This window comes from Flavobacteriales bacterium, from assembly GCA_016699575.1.
Lineage (GTDB): Bacteria > Bacteroidota > Bacteroidia > Flavobacteriales_F > PHOS-HE28 > PHOS-HE28.
The window spans coordinates 655,824-673,750 of record CP064979.1 but is presented as its reverse complement, the minus strand read 5'-3'; the positions used below and the strand labels follow the sequence as shown (position 1 = coordinate 673,750).

Below are 17,927 nucleotides of genomic sequence, written 5' to 3'. Positions count from 1 at the left end.
CTGTGTCATCGTATGCGGTATCCGAAGCCGAGTTCGAAGTGATCGGCGGTTGCCAGATGCGTCTTCAAGGTGAAGTTGACCAGCCAATGCCTTCCGAGCTGATGGCGCAAACCGAGGCGGTTGAAGATGAGACCATCGTCTTCGAACGAATTGGCCACGTACACCCCGGCATGCAGGAGCAACGACATCCGGCCCAATACAAGCACAGGTCCACCGTGAATACCGAGCTGCCCCCAGGCTGATGGCGCTTCCAGTCCGAGCCGATCGGCTCGTTGCTCCAATGCACCGTTCCGGAAGTAGTCCAGCCCGGCTTCCCAGCTCACTTTCCTGAACGAGTGGAACTGATAGCCGATCACCACGGCCAAGCAAGAGTGCTTTCCACTGCTCACCGGGAAGGTCTCCTTGAGGCCAACCGTGGCATAGGCGACCAACCGATCCGGGTTGATCGCTATTCCACCGCACACGAACACCGTGGTGTCCCGCTCTTCCAACTGGCCGACATCATGCTTGACCACCAGCTGCACGCTCGGAATGTTCACGCCGAGATTCGGCACTTTGAAAGCCCCATTGCTTTGGTGCTCGATGCACAACCCTGCGCCGATCACCGTGCGTCCGATGCGTCTGGTGTATTCCAAACCGAGCGGCATGTTCACGTTGACGTAGCTGCCGATCGCTTGGCCTTTGTAGTTGTCCTCGCGGTTGAACGGCCGGGTGATGTAGCCGATGCCCCATCCAAAGCGCAAGTGCAGTGCTTGATGCTCGTCCTGAGCAAGAGGAAGGGAGAGATATGGCGTTAGTCGGAACCCATTGCCGAGTTCATCGGCACGCAGATCCGCCGCCCAGAAGCCGATTCCCCACGAAGGCTTGCCATAACGCATGTGCCACCCTTTGTGGTCCAGCTTGCGTTCGAGGAAGACCTCCGCGCTCGGAATATGCCCTGCCACCATGCGCTTCAGATTGTCGTGGTGGGCGATGAGGTAGCCGTAGCCGCCGCGCACCCCCAAGGCCCACGCGGTTTCCTGAGCATGCAGGCAAACCGTCGTCAGGAGCAACAAGGAAGTGGTTAAGGCGCGCAGCACGAGGCCGAATTTATCCGAGCGCGCATGCACGGAACCAGCAACTTCGCGCCATGTCGAACGATCCCCGCGGCGCGGCTTTCCTGCGCCTTCTATCCATCATGGACGACCTGCGTGCCCAATGCCCTTGGGACAAGAAGCAGACGTTGGAGACGCTGCGCCCGCTCACCATTGAAGAGACCTACGAGCTGGGCGACGCCATACTGACGAACGACCTGGACGGCGTGAAGAAGGAATTGGGCGACATCCTGCTGCACATCGTGTTCTACGCCAAGATCGGCAGCGAGAAGAACGCTTTCGACATCGCGGACGTGTGCAACGCCATCTGCGACAAGCTGATCCACCGCCACCCGCATATCTACGGCGATCCCGTTACGGGACAGGCTGTGAAGGTGAAGGACGAGGAGGAGGTGAAGGCGAACTGGGAGAAGATCAAACTGGCCGAGAGAGCCGGTGACGGCGATGAGCCGAAGAGCGTATTGGACGGTGTGCCGCGCGGACTGCCGAGCATGGTGAAGGCCATTCGTGTGCAGGACAAAGCCCGTGGGGTGGGCTTCGACTGGGATACCCGCGATCAGGTGTGGGAGAAGGTGAACGAGGAGATGAGCGAACTGAAGCAGGAGGTGGACGCGGGCTCCGGTAACCAAGCCGATGAACTGGGCGATCTGCTCTTCAGCATCGTGAACTACGCGCGCTTCCTGGGCATCGACCCGGATGAAGCGCTGGAGCGCACCAACCGGAAGTTCATCCAGCGGTTCCAGTTCCTGGAGCGCGAAAGCGCCAAGGATGGCAAGCGGATGGGGGAGATGACCTTGGCCGAGATGGATGCGTATTGGGAACGGGCGAAACAGGTTTGAACAGCATGCCCAAGCTCTACATCTATGCGGGCATGGTCTTCCTGTTCTACAGCGATGACCATACGCCGATCCACTTGCACGTCAGGTTCCAAGGCTCGGAGATGAAGGCGGTTCTGCGCTTCGCTACGGACGGCTGTCTGAGCGCTATCGAATGGACGCGGGTCGCTGGTAAACTTCCACCGGCCCAAGTGGCCAAGGCCGAACGGTTGCTAAAAGTCAAGGCTTCGGATATCGTGAAGAAGTGGAACGACCGGTTCGTGTTCGGGAAAGACATCAAACCCGAGCGTATCTTGCGCATACCCAAATGAACAAGGCATTCCAACTCAAGGAAGTCCAGGTGGTCAGGGCGCATGTGCTCAAGCTCGTCTTTGGCGATGGGGTCGAACACCTCGCCGACTTCGGGCCATATTTCCGTGACTGGTCCACCCCCCAAGAAAAGCGCTTTTCCAAGGCCGAACTGTTCCACAAATTCAAGCTGGTGGGGCATCACGCTCTGGAGTGGGGCGATGCAGCTTTGGTTTTTTCAGCTGAGCGGCTCAGGAAGTGGGAGTCGAGGGGTGTGGTTCCCGCCAAGGAGAAGGCGGTGGCGTAAAAGGCCGACGAACTTTGCGTCGCTTTTCAGCGTCTCCTGTTGTGATGGCTTGGTGGCACTCCCGCACCCTTTTGGTCCTGTTGATGGCGGGATGGGCGATGATGTCCGCGGCCCAATGTATTTCGGTGTTCCCCTACGACGAAGATTTCGAAGCCGCGCCGACGTGGACCTCCGGCGGTGCAGGGAACGACTGGGCCTGGGGCTCGCCGAACAAACCCATCATCAGTGGGGCTGGGGGTGGATTGAACGCGTGGTGCATCGGTGGCCTCACGGGCACGCTGTACAGCCCCGGTCAAGACAGTTGGTTGGAGAGCCCATGCTTCGATTTCGCCAACGTGCCCTACCCATGGATCAGCTTCAAGGTGTTCTGGGAAATGGAGCGCCAGTACGACGGCGCCAACCTGCAGTACAGCGTGAACGGCGGTGCCAGTTGGAACAACGTTGGTGCATTCGGCAATGCGGTGGATTGCCTCAATGACAACTGGTTCAACTACGGCAGCATCACCAATCTGAGCCTGGCCAGTCCGGCGCACGGCTGGAGCGGGCGCACCGGAGCCACAGCCGGTGCGTGCGTGGGCGGGTTCGGAAGCAACCAATGGGTTGAAGCGAAGCACTGCCTTCTGGGCTGTGGTGGTCAGCCCAATGTGCTGTTGCGCTTCACCTTCGGAAGTGGCACCACATGCAACGGCTACGATGGTTTCGCGGTGGATGACATCCACATTGAGAACGCTCCGATCAGTTTGACCGCCGAGCAGGTGCAGTGCACCGGAGATAGTGTGCAGTTCACGTACGGCCTTCTCGGTTGCGGAACGAATACGTCGTGGAACTTCGGCGATCCTGGTAGCGGAGCGGCGAACACGGGCACGGATCCATCGCCGTGGCATGAATTCAGCGGACCCGGTGCGTTCGAGGTGGTGGTCACCTCATCCGGGCCGTGCGGCATCAGCTTGTCGGACACGGTTGAGGTGCTCATCCTGGATGTGAGCGTGAGCGTGACGGAACCCTTGTGCAATGGACAGAGCGGCTCAGCAACGGCGATCATCAACGGCGCGCAGAACCAGCCGCAGTTCACATGGCTACCCGGTGGGCAAACGGGGATGCAAAGCGGACCATTGCCGGCAGGCGCCCACGTATTGGAAGTCGAGGATGCCGGTGCTTGCACCGCAACGGTTCCCTTCACGATCACCGATCCTGCGCCACTGGTGGTGACGGCCCAGAACGACACTGTGGTATGCTCCGGTGCGGCGGTCCTCCTTCAAGCCTCCGCGGTGGGCGGCACCCCGGGCTATACGTTCCAATGGTCGCCGAGCGGCCCCGCCGTTGCCCCCACGGTGTTCACGCCTTATATCGTTCAAGCAATCGATGCCAACAGTTGTATCGCTGAGCCGGATACCGTGCTCGTGACGGTGTTCCCGCCGGTGGTCGCGCAGCTCTCCGTCTCGTCCTCGCAAGGCTGTGGACCTTTGTGCGTGACGTTCACGGATGATTCCCCTGGTGCGGTGCAAAGCGACTGGAGTTTCGGTGATGGTGCGTCCGGTGCCGGTTCACCGGTCAGCCATTGCTTCGTGGGCGAAGGTCTCTACAGCGTGACGCTGACCTCTACGGACGGTAACGGCTGTGTGGGAACCGTTTTATCGAACGATCTCTTGAATGTTCTGCCCACGCCGGTTGCAGGCTTCACGCCCTTCCCGCCGGTGGCCATCATTTCAGACCCCAACTTCCTCTTCTTGGACGGCTCACAAGGCGCCGATCAGTGGTCGTGGTCGTTCGGTGACCCGGACAACTCGACTTCCGCCGAACCCACACCCGGATTCTCGTATGCCGATGTGGCGTGCTACACCGTGGTGCAGGTGGTCACGAACGGTAGTGGTTGTGCTGACACCGCCTCGGCTCAGGTTTGCGTTGAAGGCGAATTCGCGCTGTTCGTGCCCAACGCCTTCACCCCTGATGGCGATGGTGTGAACGACGGGTTCATTCCGCTCACCACGGTGCGCGAGCCAAGCCTATTTGAATTCGACGTGTTCGACCGCTGGGGACAACCGGTGTTCAGCGGTCGCTCGGTGAACGACGCATGGGACGGCAAGCAGGCAGGCATTGAAACGCCCCAAGGCGTGTACGCTTGGAAAGTGCGGCTGCGTGACAGCGAGAACCAGTTGCACAGTGCCCAAGGGCATGTGGTGCTGCTTCGCTAAGTGTCAGGGCCTGAGTGCCGCTAGTTCTTCCCATACCCTGTGCATGGGCAACCCCATCACCGTGTAGAAGCTGCCCTCGATGCGCGTAACGCCTGTGTAGCCGATCCAGTCCTGCACGCCGTAGCCTCCGGCCTTGTCCAGTGGTTTGTGGGCCGCCACGTAATAGGCGATGTCTGCTTCGCTGAGTGCACGGAACGTCACGAGTGCCGTATCCGCGAAGCTGATGGTGCGCGATGCGGTGCGCAGGCAAACACCGGTGACCACGCGATGCGTGTGACCAGCAAGCTGGGCGAGCATGCGGCACGCGTCGGCTTCGTCCGCCGGTTTGTTCAGGAGAAGGCTTCCGTTGGGCAGGTCGAGCACCACGGTCGTGTCGGCCGCAACGAGCACCTGGTCACTGGCCAGACTGCCTGACCATGCTTCCGCCTTCTTGCGGGCGAGGTGTTCGGCGACCTGGTCCACGGGCATGCCGCGCGGCGGTGTTTCGTCCACGTCCACACTGGTGATCTCCACGGGCAGGTCGAGCCCTTGCAGCAACTGGCGCCTACGGGGTGAAGCGCTGCACAGGATGAGGCGCCACGGATGGATCGGTGGTTGCATCATACGATCAGCCAAGGATAGATGGCGCCGAACGCCACGGCGAAGACCATGGCCAGCTTCATCACGTTGCCGGCGCGGTTGTGCTGGTCGCGGTTGCGAGCGTTCCATGTGAGGATGCACGAGGCGAGGATGGGCGCGATGACCAGCACGTACAGATAGACCCGCGCTGCGACTTCCGTGAAGACCCTGTCCGCCAGCAGGCCCACGGCCACAATGATGACCATCGCCCAGAACGCGACCAACAACCGGGCGACCTTCATGCCCCAAGCGATCGGCACGGTGCGGCAACCGTTGGCCGCATCGCCGCGCACATCAGCCATGTCTTTTTGAAGTTCGCGCAGAAGAGTGCTAATGAAGGCAAAGGCGGTGTAGCCGAGGAACCACCACCAAAGAGACCTTATACAGAACAGCGAGTCCGCCTCATTGCCGTGCTCCAACATGCGCAGGTCATAGAGACTTACTTGTAGGACTGCGATGGCAGAAAGGGTGGCTACCAGACCATTACCTAAGAGTAGTTGCCGCTTGGCCGTTGTGCTGTACCACCACAATGCCCCCACGGCGAACGGTGGAATCAACGCGAGCCACTTCTGGTGTGCCAGCAGAGCGACCAATACCCCGAGCAACAAACCTGAGCCGCTAAGTATCCAATGCGTGGCCATGGCAACACGGCGTTTAACACTCCGGCCAACGAGCACCGCGCCCGGCTTGTTCACCCGATCGATGCGCGTATCGAAGTAGTCGTTGATAACGTTGCCACCAGCCATGATCAGCACCGTGCTAATGATCAGGAGAACGAACATCACCAAGGAGAGCTGGAATCCGACTTGCGGAGAGTAGATGACGCCGTTCACTGTAAAGCTCGAAGGCAGGTAGTCACGGGCAAAATCGCGCTTACAGATCCCGCCGATCACGCCATACCTCATCACCACCATCGTCAACGCCACGATGATCAGGTTGAGCGGGCGGGTGAGGCGGATGAGGTCCTTCATGCCTACCAGGTGTGCGCGCCTTCGGTCATCCACTTGCCCTGCACCTTCATGGCCTGCTCCAGCAGGTCGCGCACGCAGCCCATGCCGCCGGGTTTGTGGCTCACGTAAAGGCTGATGGCTTTGATCTCCTCGGCGGCATCGGCCGGGCAGCAGGGCAAGGCCACGCGCTGCATCACACGCAGGTCGGGGATGTCATCGCCCATGTAGGCGGTGCGTGCGGGGTCCAAGCCGGTGAGCGTGATCAGCTCATCGAGCTTGCGGCTCTTGTCGTAGGTGTGGTAGTGGTACTCCTTCACGCCCAACCGCGCGAACGATTGTTCCACGCCATCACTTTTTCCGCCCGTGACGATCACCAGGCGCAGGCCTTCCTTGATGGCGTGCTGCACGGCGTACGCATCCCGGCTGTGGAAGGTGCGCACCGGATCGAGGCCGGGGTAGAGCAGCACGCGGTTGTCGGTGAAGACACCGTCCACATCGAAGAGGAAGGTGTCGATGTCGGCGAGGATCTCCTTATAGGTCTTCGAGGCCATCCGTGGGGTGCCCATGCGCCTTCAGGATGGACCGGGAGAGGAGCGCGTAGGCGCGGCGAATGTCGGGATCGGCCGCCAACAGGTCGAGGTGTGCTTGTAAAGTCTTCACATCGCCACGGCGGGCCGGACCGGTCAGGGCTTGACGGGGACCAAGGGCTGCCGCGCGTGCGGTGCTGTTGGTCCACAAAGGCAGCAACAGCTCGCCGGGCAGGTCGTGGTCGCTCAGCAGCCGCTGGGCCTCGGCCAGCAGGAATACCGGGAAGTTGCCCGCGATGACCGCCGCTGTATGGAGCACTTGCCGGTCGTTGTGGTCCAGTTCGAGAACGCGCTGGCTGATGCTGCGTGCAAGGGAGAGCAGAGTGGTCCGTGTGCCTTCATCACTGGCATCCACCACGAGCGGGCTTTTCGTGATGTCAACCTGCGCGCCTTCCGCTAGGCTTTGCACTGGCCAAAGCACACCGCGGTGCTGGTGCGGTTCCAGTACATCCATGCTCTTCGCACCGCTGACGTGGCAAATGATGGCGGTGCCCTTCGGGATACGTGCCGAGACTTCCGACAGAGCATCGTCGCTCACTGCGATCAATGCTACCTCGTGTTCCGGCCAAGCCGCATCGAACGTCAATGACCTTGTTCTGAGTTCATCCGCAAGTGATCGTGCCTTGGAGCCATCGCGCCCAACAACGCCAATCACGTTGTTCCCGGCAGCCACGATCGCACGGCCCAAGTGGTGAGCAGCGCGGCCGGTACCGATCAGCAACACACGGGTCATGACTTCTGCCGGGGCTTCTTCCACCGCTGCCGCACGGCCATCAAAGAGCCCAAGAACATGAGCGCGCAGCCGATCCACAGGATGTTGATGCCCGGGAAACACGATGGCCTGCATCACGATGAACTCGCGCTCGCTCACGCTCAAGCCCACGTTGCCTTCCCAGCGGTTGGGGTCCTGGCCTTCCATGGGCTGGCCGGGCCCGATGCGTTCCAGGTCGAAGCGCACCCGCAGAGGAGCGATCTCAGCACCTTTGCCGGCCACGATGGTGGTGCCCCGGAAGATGAGCAGTGGCCGCGCCTCGAACCACCGGCGTTCGTCGTACAGGTCGCGCACGCGCAGGTAGGCCACCTTCACATCGAACTCCGTGCCCAGCATCGCCAGCGTCATGCTGTCGCGCACGGTGCGCACACTGTCGATGATGGCCACGCTGGTGGGCGTCACCAGCGTATCGCCTTCGTTGCGGCCGTAGTAGCGGGGCGGCATCCAGTGCAGGCTGTCGGAGTCCTCGTTGCTGCCCTTCTGAAGTTCGGCGTAGCGGATGTGCGTGTACAGGTCGCGGTGCAACCAGTGCTTGGTGCTGGGCTCGGCCACGTTGCCGAAGCGCGGGTTGATCTGCACGAACGGATCGAGCGTGAACAGGCTTTCGCCGGGTGACATGCTCGCGTAGCCCTTTGCGTGCCACAGTTCGCGGCGGTTGTATTCCTGCAATGCCTTCCACTTGGTGGGGTCGGCGAGGAAGTGGTCGGCAGCGGGGTGCTCAGCTGTGCACACGTAAAGGTTGTCGTTCACCCGCACGGTGTCGCCAATATGGTATGTGCGCGGAACAGCCTGCAGGTATTCCACTTCATAGTGCAGGTTCACGCCTTCCTGCCGCTTGCGGTGGTAAACGACGAAGTGCTCGCCCATGCGCACGGTGTCACCGCGGTAGAGCAGCGCGTCCTGGTTGTCGTTGAAGTCGTCGCTCAGGAAGCTCAGCACCATGCGACCAGTGTTGCGGCTCACCTCGTTCTGCTTGCTGGTGCTCACCAGTGCACCTAGCAGCACTAGCGCGAAACCGACGTGCGCAACACTCGGACCGGCTCCTTTGAACTTGCCGTTGAGCCCCTGCCAGATCCAGGCGGTATTGGAAATGGCCGCGAACGCCGTGGCGAAGAGCAGCGCAATAAGGTTCAATTCCTTCCATTCAAACCTCAACGCTACGACCAGCACGACGGTGACCACCAACGCGAGCACCATTGCCAGCAGTAACTGCTTCCAGAAGCGTTTCATGTCCGTGGTCTTCCACTTCAGGTATTGGCCAATGGCCACCAATAGCGATACGATGAAGGCGAACGGGATCTGCCATTTGTTGTAGTGCTCGATGGCTTTGCTCGGTGGAGCGAGCTTGGCCTGTGCCAGCTCGTTGAAGAACCCCATGCCCGTGACTTCCGCCAGCCAGGTGAGCGGTTTGGCGAACGGCGTGAGCAACGTGTTGAAGACCGGAACGCTGGTGCTGAAGGTGATCTGCACGGCGCTCAAGACGAGCACAAGCGCGCCGATGAACATCCAGAACTCGCGGCTCCACACGGCCTCCTCTTGTTCAGGTTTCGGGAACTTCCTGAAGGCCCACACGGCACCAACGATGGCGAGCAATGCGAACACCACCACCGCCAGCACCTGCACCTTCGCGGCGATGCCAACAATGAACAACGCGGCGCTCAGCAATGCGATGAACTTGCGCTGGCCCGCATCGCGAACCAGCATCACCACGCTGAGCAGGATGAACGACAGCACGAAGAGCATGAGCCCGGGCTTCATGCCGTCGCCGGTGAAGCTGTGCACGCTGGTATCGCCGAGCACGCCGCTGCGCGTGAGGAAGCCGCTGTACAGCACCAGCAGGAACGTGCCGAGCGTAAGCAGGAACGTGGCGTACAGCGAGGTCTCCTTGCGCTTGTTCACCAACATCAGGTGGCCGGCCGCGACCAGCGTGAGCCATGGCACCAGCGAAGCGTTCTCAACCGGATCCCACGCCCAGAAGCCGCCGAAGCTGAGCGCCTCATAGGCCCAAGCACCGCCCATGAGGATGCCCGTGCCGAGGACCATCACACCGAAGAAGGTCCAGCCCAGCGCGGGTTCCATCCATTCTTTCAGCTTGCCGCGCCACAAGCCACCGATGGCATAGGTGAACGGAACAAGCGTGGCCGCGAAACCGAGGAACAGGGTGGGAGGGTGGATGACCATCCAGTAGTTCTGCAGCAGCGGGTTGAGGCCGCGACCGTCCTGGAATGCGGGGATCTTCTGGAGGTAGTCCGCCATCTGCGTCCACGGCAGGCCGATGTTCTCACCGAGCTCGCGGATCAGGATGAAGGGACTGCTGCCGATGCGCTCACCGAACACATGTACACCCAGCAGCATGCTGGCAAGGAAAACCTGCACCAACGCGAAGACCATCATCACCGGTGCTTCCCAATCGCCATGGCGCCCTTGCTTCCAACGCCAGATGAGGATGTTGCCGATCACCACATGCCAGAACGTCCAAAGCAGGAACGAGCCTTCCTGACCTTCCCAGAAGCAACTGAGCATGTAGCGCAGCGGCATGGAGGTGTTGCTGTGCTTCCACACATAGTCGAATTCGAACCAGTGGTTCAAGAGCATGACGAAGAGCAGGCCAACGATGCTCAACACGGCCGAGCTGTGCACCCGGAAGAACAAACGACCAGTGCGCAGGAAGGCGCCGTCGCTTTTGCGTTCAGCCAGGAAGTAGTTCAGCAGCGCGAAGAGCGCCCCGATGAGCGAGAGGATGGCGAAGCCGTGACCGAGCCAGCTGGCCCACGTGTGCTCACCGATGTAGGAGGTGCCCATGAATGCGGCGCGAAGGTCGTGCTCAGAACCGAGCGTCCCGCAGGTCTGTTTCTTCTGTGGAGTGAGCGGATTGGCACCACGAGCCAAAGGCCAAGAGCCATTGGCCAATAGCTATCGGCCGTTGGCTCATCCGTTATTCAACTTTGGTCCACTCGCCTTCCGTCTTCAGCTGGTTGCCTTCGGTGTACTTGCTGGGGCACTTCATCAGCATGTCGTTGGCGTGGAACTCACTACCACTGTAGCTGCCGGTGAGCACGATGCTCTCGCTGCGTTCGAAGTCGTAGGGCTTGGCCTTGGCCAGCTTCACTTTGCACTTCACGCCCTCATCGTCCACCAAGGTGAACTCCGTCATGTTGGCGTTGGTCAAGGGCTCGTACACGATGGGCTGGCTCTTGTCCAGCTGCCCTTTCACCCGCACCTCTTTTCCTGGACTTTCCATGGCTTGCGCCAGGCCCATGAAGGTGCTGTTGCCCGCCAGGGTGCCAATGAGCATGGCCATGGCCACTGCAATGACCACCAGTGCTATGATGTGGGAGCGTTTCATTGTTTCGGTCGTTCCGTTCGTGCGGACCGTGCTCTCGTCATCGCGAGGAGGAACGACGACGCGATCCAGTCATTTTTTCACTCTCCTTTCCAGTTTCCGCAACTTCACATCCATGGCGAACATCCAACCGGCCAGGCCCAGCAGCACCACGCTCACCACTGCCACCACCGTGTTGATCTTCCCGCTGGCGAACATCGTCTCCTCCAGCCAGCTCGGCGCACCTTGGGCAAAGGTACCGGCAGGCAAGGCGGCCAGGATGACCAACATCAACCCGGACAGGCCACGCAAGAAAATCTCTCTTCGCCGCAGGCGAACGCTCTCAGTCCCGCAAGGAGCATCGTGATGCGCATCGGCATTCCCTCCGTGACTCTGTGCCTCTGTGGTGAACCCGGAGGCAACACTCCTAAGTTTCGTTCTCATCGAGCAGTGCGGTTAGACGGCCGTGGCGCAGCCGCAGGTTGAAGGCCCAAATGCCCAGCAGGATCCAGCCGAGGCAGGCGGGGTAGAAGACGGATTTCAGTGCCGAGTCCAGGTCGTATTGGCTGAAGGCCGGATTGCCACCGTTGCCAGGATGCAGGCTGTCCGTGAGGCGCGGCAGCACCATGATGAACACCAGCATGAGCATGAAAGCGAAGATGTTGTACACGGCAGCCAGCCGACCACGCTTGTGGGCATCGGGCACCGAGCCGCGCAGCACCACGTAGGCGAAGTACATCAGCAGTGTGAGCGCCGAGCCGTTCAGCTTGGTGTCGTACGTCCACCAGCCGCCCCAAGTGGCGCGCGCCCAGATGCTGCCGGTGGTGATGCCGAGGATCCCGAACAGCAGGCTCACGTTCACGGCGATGCTGGCGGCGAGGTCATCGCCCAAATTGCCCGTGCGCAGGTGCTTGATGCTGAAGAAGAACGAGATGCCCATGAGCACGATCATCGTGAACCACATAGGCACGTGGAAGAACAGGTTGCGGATCGTTTCGTTCAGGATGGAGCGGTTGGGGAAGACAAACCGCCTATGAGTGAATGGGTCTTCCATTCCAATATCACAAGTGTCGCCACGGAAAGAACCTTTCGAGAAGAACGCGTCATTCAAAACGAGCTCGCCATGAGTGCCGTTGATAACAACCAAGTCAGAGCGTGAACCAGGGTTCGTGCCGTCCCGGAAGGATGCCTTCAGGTCTGTGTTCGACTCCACATCCACGCGAGCAGCGCAGACGTTCACGTTGTTGCTCCGTAGCGCAATAGTGACCGAGTCTGTTGGATAAACGCCATACTCAGTGCCGTATCCCTTGATCTCGAGTGTTTGGCTGTCTTTGAAGGAGGCCCACACAATGCTTGCTCCCAACGGCGTCCGCAACCCCACCACCGCCGTGTACACCAGCAGCAGCACGCACAGGACTTTCCACCACCAATGCCGCATCAGTCGCGCCAAAGGTAGGGGTACAGCAACCAGGCCAACGCCACGGTGAGCGCGTCGATGGCCAGCAGCCACAGCACGTATTTGTCGTTCACCGCCCACGGCAAACCATCGATGGCATTGCGGCTCGCGCGCATCAGCGTGAGCAGCATGGGCAGCACCACCGGAAAGCCGAGGATGGCCATCAAACCAAGGCCATTGCCCGCGCGTGCGGCCAACGCGCTGATGAGCGTGAGGACCGCCGCGAAGCCCACACCCCCGAGCAAAGTCACCAGCACGAATTGCCCCAGCTCAGCCTTGCCGAGCGCTTCTCCACCGAGGAAGAGCGTGTAGAAACCCAGGCTGAGAAAGGTGAGCAGCACCATCACCAGTGCGTTGTAGAGCGTGCGCGCGAGGATCACCGACCGCGGATCCACCAAGGTGTAGAGGTACAGTTGCCGTCCGCCTTCTTCCCGCTGGAACGACCGCGAGAGTGCGTTGAACGCAGCGAACAACTGGATGACCCAGAACAGCGCGTTCCACATTGGGACGTCCACGAGCTTCTGAACGCTCAGGTAGCACACGTACACCGCGCCGATCACATAGAGCAACAGCCCACCGAACGCATGCCGCTGCCGCAGGTCGAGCCGCAGCTCCATTGCCAGCATGCCACGTATCTCGGAGGGCTTCATGGGTGCTCCGGTCGCATGGACGACCAAATGGTCGTCCCTACTTCTTCTTCTTCTCCTTCACCTCCACGGCGCTCTTGCTGTAGATGAAGTACAGGTCCACGTAGGGGCGCAGCAGCGCGGGCATCTTCTTGTTCTTCTCGGCCGGAACGATGATGAGGATCTTGTCGTCCCACTTGGCGCTGGCGTAGGCCTTGTACTTCTTGAAATCGGTCAGCTTCGGGTAGCGCTCGTCGAAGGTGTTGATGCCGTCGGGCCAGTTGGTCTCATTGCTGCGGAACACCACTTGGTCGTACTCGCTCTGGCTCATGGTTCGCAGCATGGCTGTCTTGCCGGCGCTGTCGGCCGCCAGCTCATAGGTGGCGAAGAGGTCATCGGGCTTGATGATCTTCGCTTCGCGCAGGCTCTTCCAGCGCGGGCCGCGGCTAATGCGCGGGCGCTGCGCGTTGCTGTTGGCGTTGTACAGTGCGCGCTCCGGCACTGCCACGAAGAGGTCGGCCTTCGGGCGCATCTCCTCCGGCATGTGGATGTTGCTTGCGGCGGGCAGCATCACCACGGCCATCATCACCGTGTCGCGCTTGAAATTGCCAAGGCGGAAGGCTGAGTAGTTCTGGATGTAGGGCGAGTTCGCGTTGCGCGCGCTGTCGTTGGACAGGCCCATGGGCCAGATGGCCAGGATGCTCTGCGCCGATACCGCTTCCTGCTCTTCGGTGGTGAGCCCGGCCGCTTGTAGCCCGAGCATCGCCTGCTTGTCCTTGCGCAGGTCCTCTTTCGGGTCGAGGGCTTTCGGGTCGAGGATCTTCACCGGCGATTGCGCGGTGGCCAGAAGGGACAGTAGAACGGTCGGGTAGAGGAGGATGCGCATCACGGGGTCCAAGGCCCGTTGGCCGGGCATGCGCGGTCAAAGATATCCGCGCGTTAAACGCACGGTGCCGAGCCCGATCTTCGCGCCCACAAGGTCAAGACATGCTTATGCGATCGTTCCTCCTTTCCGTCCTCTCCGCGCTCAATCCGTTCGGTGCCAAGGCGCAGTCCGTTGCGGTGCCCGTTGAACCACCGGCTTCGTTCCATTCCTTGTCCGCCACCTCGCTCGATGGCCAGCCCGTTGAGATGGAGCAGTTCAAGGGCAAGAAGATCATGGTGGTGAACACGGCCAGCGAGTGTGGCTACACCGGCCAGTACAAGCAGCTACAGGAGCTGTATGAAGCTTACAAGGACAAGGGTTTTGTGGTGCTAGGCTTCCCCAGCAACGACTTCGGCGGGCAGGAGCCCGGCACCGAGGCCGAGATCGGTGCCTTCTGCCAGAAGAACTACGGCGTCACCTTCCCCATGATGAGCAAGGTGAGCACCAAGGGCGACGACCAGCACCCCGTTTACCAGTGGCTAACGCAGAAGAGCCAGAACGGCTTCGACGACTTCAAGGTGAAGTGGAACTTCAACAAGTTCCTCATCGATGAACAAGGGCGCCTGGTCATGTACCTGCCGAGCGGCAAGGATCCGCTGTGCGATGAGGTGCTCAATTGGCTCGGCGGCAAATGAGCGAGGTCGACATCCTCTGTATCACTGCACATCCTGATGATGTGGAGCTCTGCATGGGCGGCACCGTGCTGCACCATGTGGCGCTGGGCAAACGTGTTGGTTTGGTGGAACTCACCGTTGGCGAACTGGGCACGCGCGGCAATGGTGCCTTGCGCAAGGAGGAGGCAGAGGCGGCCCGCAAGGTCCTCGGCGCTGACTTCCGTTACCAGCTCGACTTGGCCGACGGCTTCTTCCGCGCCGATCGGGAGAGCCTGCTCAAGGTGGTGCAGGTCATCCGCCGCCACAAGCCCTCAGTGATCTTCACCAATACACTGAAGGACCGCCACCCGGACCATGGGCGCAGTGCAGCGCTCGTTACTGAAGCCTGCTTTCTCAGCGGACTTCGCCGCGTGGAAACCAGCGACGATGGGAATTCCCAAGAGGCTTGGCGCCCCACCACCGTGCTGCACACCATCCAGGATTGGTGGATGGAACCCACCCTCGTAGTGGATGTCACGCCCTACTGGGAGAAGCGTATGGCCGCCATGTTCGCCTTCAAGAGCCAATTCTTCGACCCCACCAGCTCTGAGCCCGTTTCGAGCATCAGCGGCCAGGATTTCCCGGCGTTCGTGGAAGGGCGTGCGTTGCAGATCGGCCGTCTCATCGGGGTGAAGTACGGTGAAGGTTTCGTGGCGTCGCGTGCATTTGGCGTGGACGACGTTACCCTGCTGAAGTAGGAGCATTCAAGCTCGGCACGGTGGTTGGTTCCATCGGGCAAGCTTGAAGATCATGTCCATCCGCACCGCCGTCCGCCGCTATCGTTCCTTCTTCCTCTTCGCCTTCATCGGCTTGCTCATCGTGGGCAGTGCGTGGGGAGACGCCGCACTTCAGACCAAGGCCAAGTCACGGCCGCTGCCGGCGGTGCAGGCCGGCGACATCGTGGTGCAAACCTCCATCTCACCCCAGTGCAGCGCCATCAAGGAAGCTACCGGTAGCGATTGGACCCACTGCGGTATCGTCTTCGTGGAGAACGGAAAAGCGATGGTGCTCGAAGCGGTGGGCCCGGTGCGTACCACAACGCTGGGCGAATGGCTGGGCCGTACCGGGCACTGGGCCGTGCTGCGTTTGAAGGACCCTTCCAAACTCACTCCCGCGGTGCTCTCTCGCATGGAAGCTGAAGGCAGGAAGCATCTGGGTGTCCCCTACGACACCCGCTTCCTCTGGAGCGACGACGAGATCTACTGCAGTGAACTCGTATGGAAGATCTACCAGAACGGCGCGGGGATCGAAGTGGGCGAGGTGGAGAAGTGGGGTAGCATGAAGCTCGATGGCCCGCATGCGCAACGCATCATCCAGCAACGGTTCCCGAACGGCAAGTTGCCTAGTGAAGAGCCTGTTGTTACTCCGGCTGCTATTGCGCGTTGCGCGGCGCTGGAAGTAGTGGCAGAGAACGGACGCTGACGACGGCTAGGCGCGCGACCGCCACAGCTGGAACACGATCAGCGTCCACAGCAACTTGCGGTGGTTGGCCTTGCCGGACATGTGCTCGCGCTTCAAACGTTCCACATAAGCAACATTGAAGTAGCCATCGCGGCGTATGCGCTCCGGTGAGAGCATATCGTCGCACAACGCGCGCAGCTCGTGCCGCAACCAATGGCTCAACGGAATGCCGAAACCCTTCTTCGGCCGGTCGATGATGGCATCGGGCAGCTTGCCGCGCATCACCTTCTTCAGCAGCCACTTGCCGTTGGTTCCGCGGATCTTCATGTGGTCCGGCAGGCTGTTGATCAGCGCCACCACCTCCACGTCCATGAATGGCGCGCGCACCTCCAACGACGTGTACATGCTGGCCCGGTCCACCTTGAAGAGGATGTCGTCCAACAGGTAGGTGCGCAGGAAGACGAGGATCACTTCATCCAAGCCGTTGTTGGCCCACTGTGAGCCGCGTAGCGCATCGTCGATGGGTTCGAGGCCGGTGGTGTTGCCCAGCGTTGCCCTCAGCTCCGGGCTCAGCAGTTGTTGCTTCTCGCGTGGTGTGAAGCTGCCGAGCCACAGCGTATTCACTTGTCGAGCGTTGCCTTCGAAGCCACGGAGGAACTGCTTCACCTTGAAGTCGAACGAGATGTTGGCGTCGCTGGTGGGCAGCAGGTTGGCCGCGTTGCGCAGTGCAGCGATCACCGGTTGCGGCAATGCACTGAACAGCTTGCGGAAGCGATCGGCGTTGAAGGTGGGATAGCCTGCCAGCAGTTCGTCGCTGCCGTCGCCACCGAGGCACACCGTTACATGCTTGCGCGCGCTTCGGCTGAGCAGGTGGGTGGGGATGAGCGAGGCATCCGCAAAGGGCTCGTCGAGCCTTGCGTAGATGTCCGGGATCAGTTCCAGGCTGTCACGTTGCGTGAGCACTTCCATGTGGTGCTCGGTGCCCAGCCGCTCGGCGACCAGTCGTGCGTGTGCGCTCTCGTCGTAGCTGGCCTCCTCGAAACCGATGCTGAAGGTCTTGATGCGCGTGGTGGAACTGCGTTGTGCGTAGTACGCCACCGCGCTGCTGTCGATACCGCCGCTGAGGAACACGCCCAACGGCACGTCGCTCATCAACCGGCGTTCGGTGGCCTTCAGCAGTGCGTCGTCAAGCAGTGCAGCTGCTTCCTCTTCGCCGATGGACTGCTTGGTGAACGACGGTTCCCAGTAGGGCGTCCCGCTGATGATGCGGCCGTGCTTCACCAGCATGCTGTGGCCGGGACGCAGCTTCTGCACGCCTTGCACAATGCAGCGCGGCGTGGGTACGTACTCGAAGGTGAGGTACTGGTTCAGCGCAACGGGGTCGATGTCCTCGTGCACATCGGGATGCGCGAGCACCGCTTTCAGTTCGCTACCGAAGACGAAACCTGCTGCGGTCTGCGCGTAGTGCAACGGCTTCTTGCCCATGCGATCGCGCGCCAGGAAGAGCTCGCCCGTGCGTGCATCGTGCAGCGCGAAGACGAACATGCCGTTGAGCTTCGGCAGCATGGCCGTGCCGTGCTCGCGGTACAGCGCCAGCAGCACTTCGGTGTCCCCGTTCGTGCGGAACGTGTGCCTGCCGGTGCGCAGCAGTTCCTCGCGCAGCTCCTTGTAGTTGTATATCTCGCCGTTGAAGACGATGCACAGCTCGCGCGTTGCATCGAACATCGGTTGGTCGGCGCCATGGCTCAGGTCAATGATGCTGAGGCGCGCATGGGCAAGACCCGTGTCGGCCACCATCGTCGCATCCTGCAGGTCCGGACCACGGTAGTTGATGCGCGCGATCATGCGCTGCGCATCTTCAAGCGTGCCCTTGCCTTGGAAGCCCGCTATACCGCACATG

At 61.0% G+C, this 17,927-nt stretch carries 17 protein-coding genes and 1 pseudogene; 7 read left to right on the top strand and 11 right to left on the bottom strand.

Going from position 1 to position 17,927, the window contains the following annotated elements; all coding sequences use genetic code 11:
* Nucleotides 1-5: 5 nt before the first annotated feature.
* A complete protein-coding gene (locus tag IPJ76_02940; GenBank protein ID QQR87200.1) occupies nucleotides 6-1,079 on the bottom strand; it encodes an acyloxyacyl hydrolase in 1,074 nt (357 codons plus the stop codon).
* A gap of 50 nt (nucleotides 1,080-1,129) precedes the next feature.
* Between IPJ76_02940 and mazG the strand changes: the two genes are divergently transcribed.
* The 4 genes from mazG (at nucleotide 1,130) to IPJ76_02920 (ending at nucleotide 4,717) form a co-directional block, all read left to right on the top strand.
* Nucleotides 1,130-1,933 carry a nucleoside triphosphate pyrophosphohydrolase gene (mazG, locus tag IPJ76_02935; GenBank protein QQR87199.1) on the top strand — a complete coding sequence of 268 codons (804 nt, stop codon included), beginning with the start codon at nucleotides 1,130-1,132 and terminating at the stop codon, nucleotides 1,931-1,933.
* Between the two features lie 5 nt (nucleotides 1,934-1,938).
* The gene (locus tag IPJ76_02930; protein QQR87198.1) at nucleotides 1,939-2,241 is read left to right on the top strand and encodes a DUF4160 domain-containing protein; all 303 of its coding nucleotides are present in this window, start codon (nucleotides 1,939-1,941) and stop codon (nucleotides 2,239-2,241) included.
* On the top strand, nucleotides 2,238-2,525 hold the full coding sequence (locus IPJ76_02925; protein ID QQR87197.1) for a DUF2442 domain-containing protein: 288 nt from the start codon (nucleotides 2,238-2,240) through the stop codon (nucleotides 2,523-2,525). Before IPJ76_02930 ends, IPJ76_02925 begins: the two co-directional genes overlap by 4 nt.
* 125 nt (nucleotides 2,526-2,650) lie before the next feature.
* The gene (locus tag IPJ76_02920; GenBank protein QQR87196.1) at nucleotides 2,651-4,717 is read left to right on the top strand and encodes a gliding motility-associated C-terminal domain-containing protein; all 2,067 of its coding nucleotides are present in this window, start codon (nucleotides 2,651-2,653) and stop codon (nucleotides 4,715-4,717) included.
* 3 nt (nucleotides 4,718-4,720) lie between these two features.
* On the opposite strand, the gene maf is transcribed toward IPJ76_02920, so the two are convergent.
* The 9 genes and pseudogenes from maf to IPJ76_02875 all read right to left on the bottom strand — a co-directional run bounded on the left by maf (nucleotide 4,721) and on the right by IPJ76_02875 (nucleotide 13,964).
* Entirely contained in the window at nucleotides 4,721-5,317 is a 597-nt protein-coding gene (maf, locus tag IPJ76_02915) for a septum formation protein Maf (protein ID QQR88382.1), read from the bottom strand.
* Entirely contained in the window at nucleotides 5,317-6,306 is a 990-nt protein-coding gene (locus IPJ76_02910; protein QQR87195.1) for a geranylgeranylglycerol-phosphate geranylgeranyltransferase, read from the bottom strand. The genes maf and IPJ76_02910 overlap by 1 nt, the downstream gene beginning before the upstream one ends.
* 2 nt (nucleotides 6,307-6,308) lie before the next feature.
* Nucleotides 6,309-6,836 carry a 3-deoxy-D-manno-octulosonate 8-phosphate phosphatase gene (locus IPJ76_02905; GenBank protein QQR88381.1) on the bottom strand — a complete coding sequence of 176 codons (528 nt, stop codon included), beginning with the start codon at nucleotides 6,834-6,836 and terminating at the stop codon, nucleotides 6,309-6,311.
* Entirely contained in the window at nucleotides 6,817-10,446 is a 3,630-nt protein-coding gene (locus tag IPJ76_02900; protein ID QQR87194.1) for a DUF2520 domain-containing protein, read from the bottom strand. The genes IPJ76_02905 and IPJ76_02900 overlap by 20 nt, the downstream gene beginning before the upstream one ends.
* A gap of 133 nt (nucleotides 10,447-10,579) precedes the next feature.
* The gene (locus IPJ76_02895) at nucleotides 10,580-10,990 is read right to left on the bottom strand and encodes a cytochrome c maturation protein CcmE (protein QQR87193.1); all 411 of its coding nucleotides are present in this window, start codon (nucleotides 10,988-10,990) and stop codon (nucleotides 10,580-10,582) included.
* A gap of 69 nt (nucleotides 10,991-11,059) precedes the next feature.
* Nucleotides 11,060-11,257: a hypothetical protein gene (locus IPJ76_02890; GenBank protein QQR87192.1), complete on the bottom strand. Its 198-nt coding sequence runs from the start codon at nucleotides 11,255-11,257 to the stop codon at nucleotides 11,060-11,062.
* 136 nt (nucleotides 11,258-11,393) lie between these two features.
* A pseudogene (gene ccsA, locus IPJ76_02885) lies at nucleotides 11,394-12,073 on the bottom strand (cytochrome c biogenesis protein CcsA).
* A gap of 330 nt (nucleotides 12,074-12,403) precedes the next feature.
* Nucleotides 12,404-13,072: a heme exporter protein CcmB gene (locus tag IPJ76_02880; protein ID QQR87191.1), complete on the bottom strand. Its 669-nt coding sequence runs from the start codon at nucleotides 13,070-13,072 to the stop codon at nucleotides 12,404-12,406.
* A 37-nt stretch (nucleotides 13,073-13,109) separates the two neighbouring features.
* Entirely contained in the window at nucleotides 13,110-13,964 is an 855-nt protein-coding gene (locus IPJ76_02875) for a hypothetical protein (protein ID QQR87190.1), read from the bottom strand.
* A gap of 77 nt (nucleotides 13,965-14,041) precedes the next feature.
* Here IPJ76_02875 and IPJ76_02870 point away from each other — a divergent pair, with 77 nt between their 5' ends.
* From IPJ76_02870 to IPJ76_02860, 3 genes are read left to right on the top strand one after another with little or no spacing between them, the layout of a single operon-like run.
* Complete coding sequence (locus tag IPJ76_02870; protein QQR88380.1) at nucleotides 14,042-14,608, top strand: glutathione peroxidase; 567 nt, start codon at nucleotides 14,042-14,044, stop codon at nucleotides 14,606-14,608.
* Nucleotides 14,605-15,324: a bacillithiol biosynthesis deacetylase BshB1 gene (bshB1, locus tag IPJ76_02865; GenBank protein ID QQR87189.1), complete on the top strand. Its 720-nt coding sequence runs from the start codon at nucleotides 14,605-14,607 to the stop codon at nucleotides 15,322-15,324. Before IPJ76_02870 ends, bshB1 begins: the two co-directional genes overlap by 4 nt.
* A 52-nt stretch (nucleotides 15,325-15,376) precedes the next feature.
* Nucleotides 15,377-16,048: a peptidoglycan peptidase gene (locus IPJ76_02860; GenBank protein QQR87188.1), complete on the top strand. Its 672-nt coding sequence runs from the start codon at nucleotides 15,377-15,379 to the stop codon at nucleotides 16,046-16,048.
* Nucleotides 16,049-16,054: 6 nt separating this feature from the next.
* On the opposite strand, the gene asnB is transcribed toward IPJ76_02860, so the two are convergent.
* Nucleotides 16,055-17,926: an asparagine synthase (glutamine-hydrolyzing) gene (asnB, locus tag IPJ76_02855; GenBank protein ID QQR87187.1), complete on the bottom strand. Its 1,872-nt coding sequence runs from the start codon at nucleotides 17,924-17,926 to the stop codon at nucleotides 16,055-16,057.
* Nucleotide 17,927: the final 1 nt, after the last annotated feature.

What these genes read in the sequence shown, in the direction of transcription:
- mazG (QQR87199.1), top strand. Translation starts at nt 1,130, where the DNA reads ATGTCGAACGATCCCCGCGGCGCGGCTTTCCTGCGCCTTCTATCCATC.
- IPJ76_02930 (QQR87198.1), top strand. Translation starts at nt 1,939, where the DNA reads ATGCCCAAGCTCTACATCTATGCGGGCATGGTCTTCCTGTTCTACAGC.
- IPJ76_02925 (QQR87197.1), top strand. Translation starts at nt 2,238, where the DNA reads ATGAACAAGGCATTCCAACTCAAGGAAGTCCAGGTGGTCAGGGCGCAT.
- maf (QQR88382.1), bottom strand. Translation starts at nt 5,317, where the DNA reads ATGCAACCACCGATCCATCCGTGGCGCCTCATCCTGTGCAGCGCTTCA.
- IPJ76_02910 (QQR87195.1), bottom strand. Translation starts at nt 6,306, where the DNA reads ATGAAGGACCTCATCCGCCTCACCCGCCCGCTCAACCTGATCATCGTG.
- IPJ76_02905 (QQR88381.1), bottom strand. Translation starts at nt 6,836, where the DNA reads ATGGCCTCGAAGACCTATAAGGAGATCCTCGCCGACATCGACACCTTC.
- IPJ76_02900 (QQR87194.1), bottom strand. Translation starts at nt 10,446, where the DNA reads ATGGGCACCTCCTACATCGGTGAGCACACGTGGGCCAGCTGGCTCGGT.
- IPJ76_02895 (QQR87193.1), bottom strand. Translation starts at nt 10,990, where the DNA reads ATGAAACGCTCCCACATCATAGCACTGGTGGTCATTGCAGTGGCCATG.
- IPJ76_02890 (QQR87192.1), bottom strand. Translation starts at nt 11,257, where the DNA reads ATGTTGGTCATCCTGGCCGCCTTGCCTGCCGGTACCTTTGCCCAAGGT.
- IPJ76_02880 (QQR87191.1), bottom strand. Translation starts at nt 13,072, where the DNA reads ATGAAGCCCTCCGAGATACGTGGCATGCTGGCAATGGAGCTGCGGCTC.
- IPJ76_02875 (QQR87190.1), bottom strand. Translation starts at nt 13,964, where the DNA reads ATGCCCGGCCAACGGGCCTTGGACCCCGTGATGCGCATCCTCCTCTAC.
- IPJ76_02870 (QQR88380.1), top strand. Translation starts at nt 14,042, where the DNA reads ATGCGATCGTTCCTCCTTTCCGTCCTCTCCGCGCTCAATCCGTTCGGT.
- bshB1 (QQR87189.1), top strand. Translation starts at nt 14,605, where the DNA reads ATGAGCGAGGTCGACATCCTCTGTATCACTGCACATCCTGATGATGTG.
- IPJ76_02860 (QQR87188.1), top strand. Translation starts at nt 15,377, where the DNA reads ATGTCCATCCGCACCGCCGTCCGCCGCTATCGTTCCTTCTTCCTCTTC.
- asnB (QQR87187.1), bottom strand. Translation starts at nt 17,926, where the DNA reads ATGTGCGGTATAGCGGGCTTCCAAGGCAAGGGCACGCTTGAAGATGCG.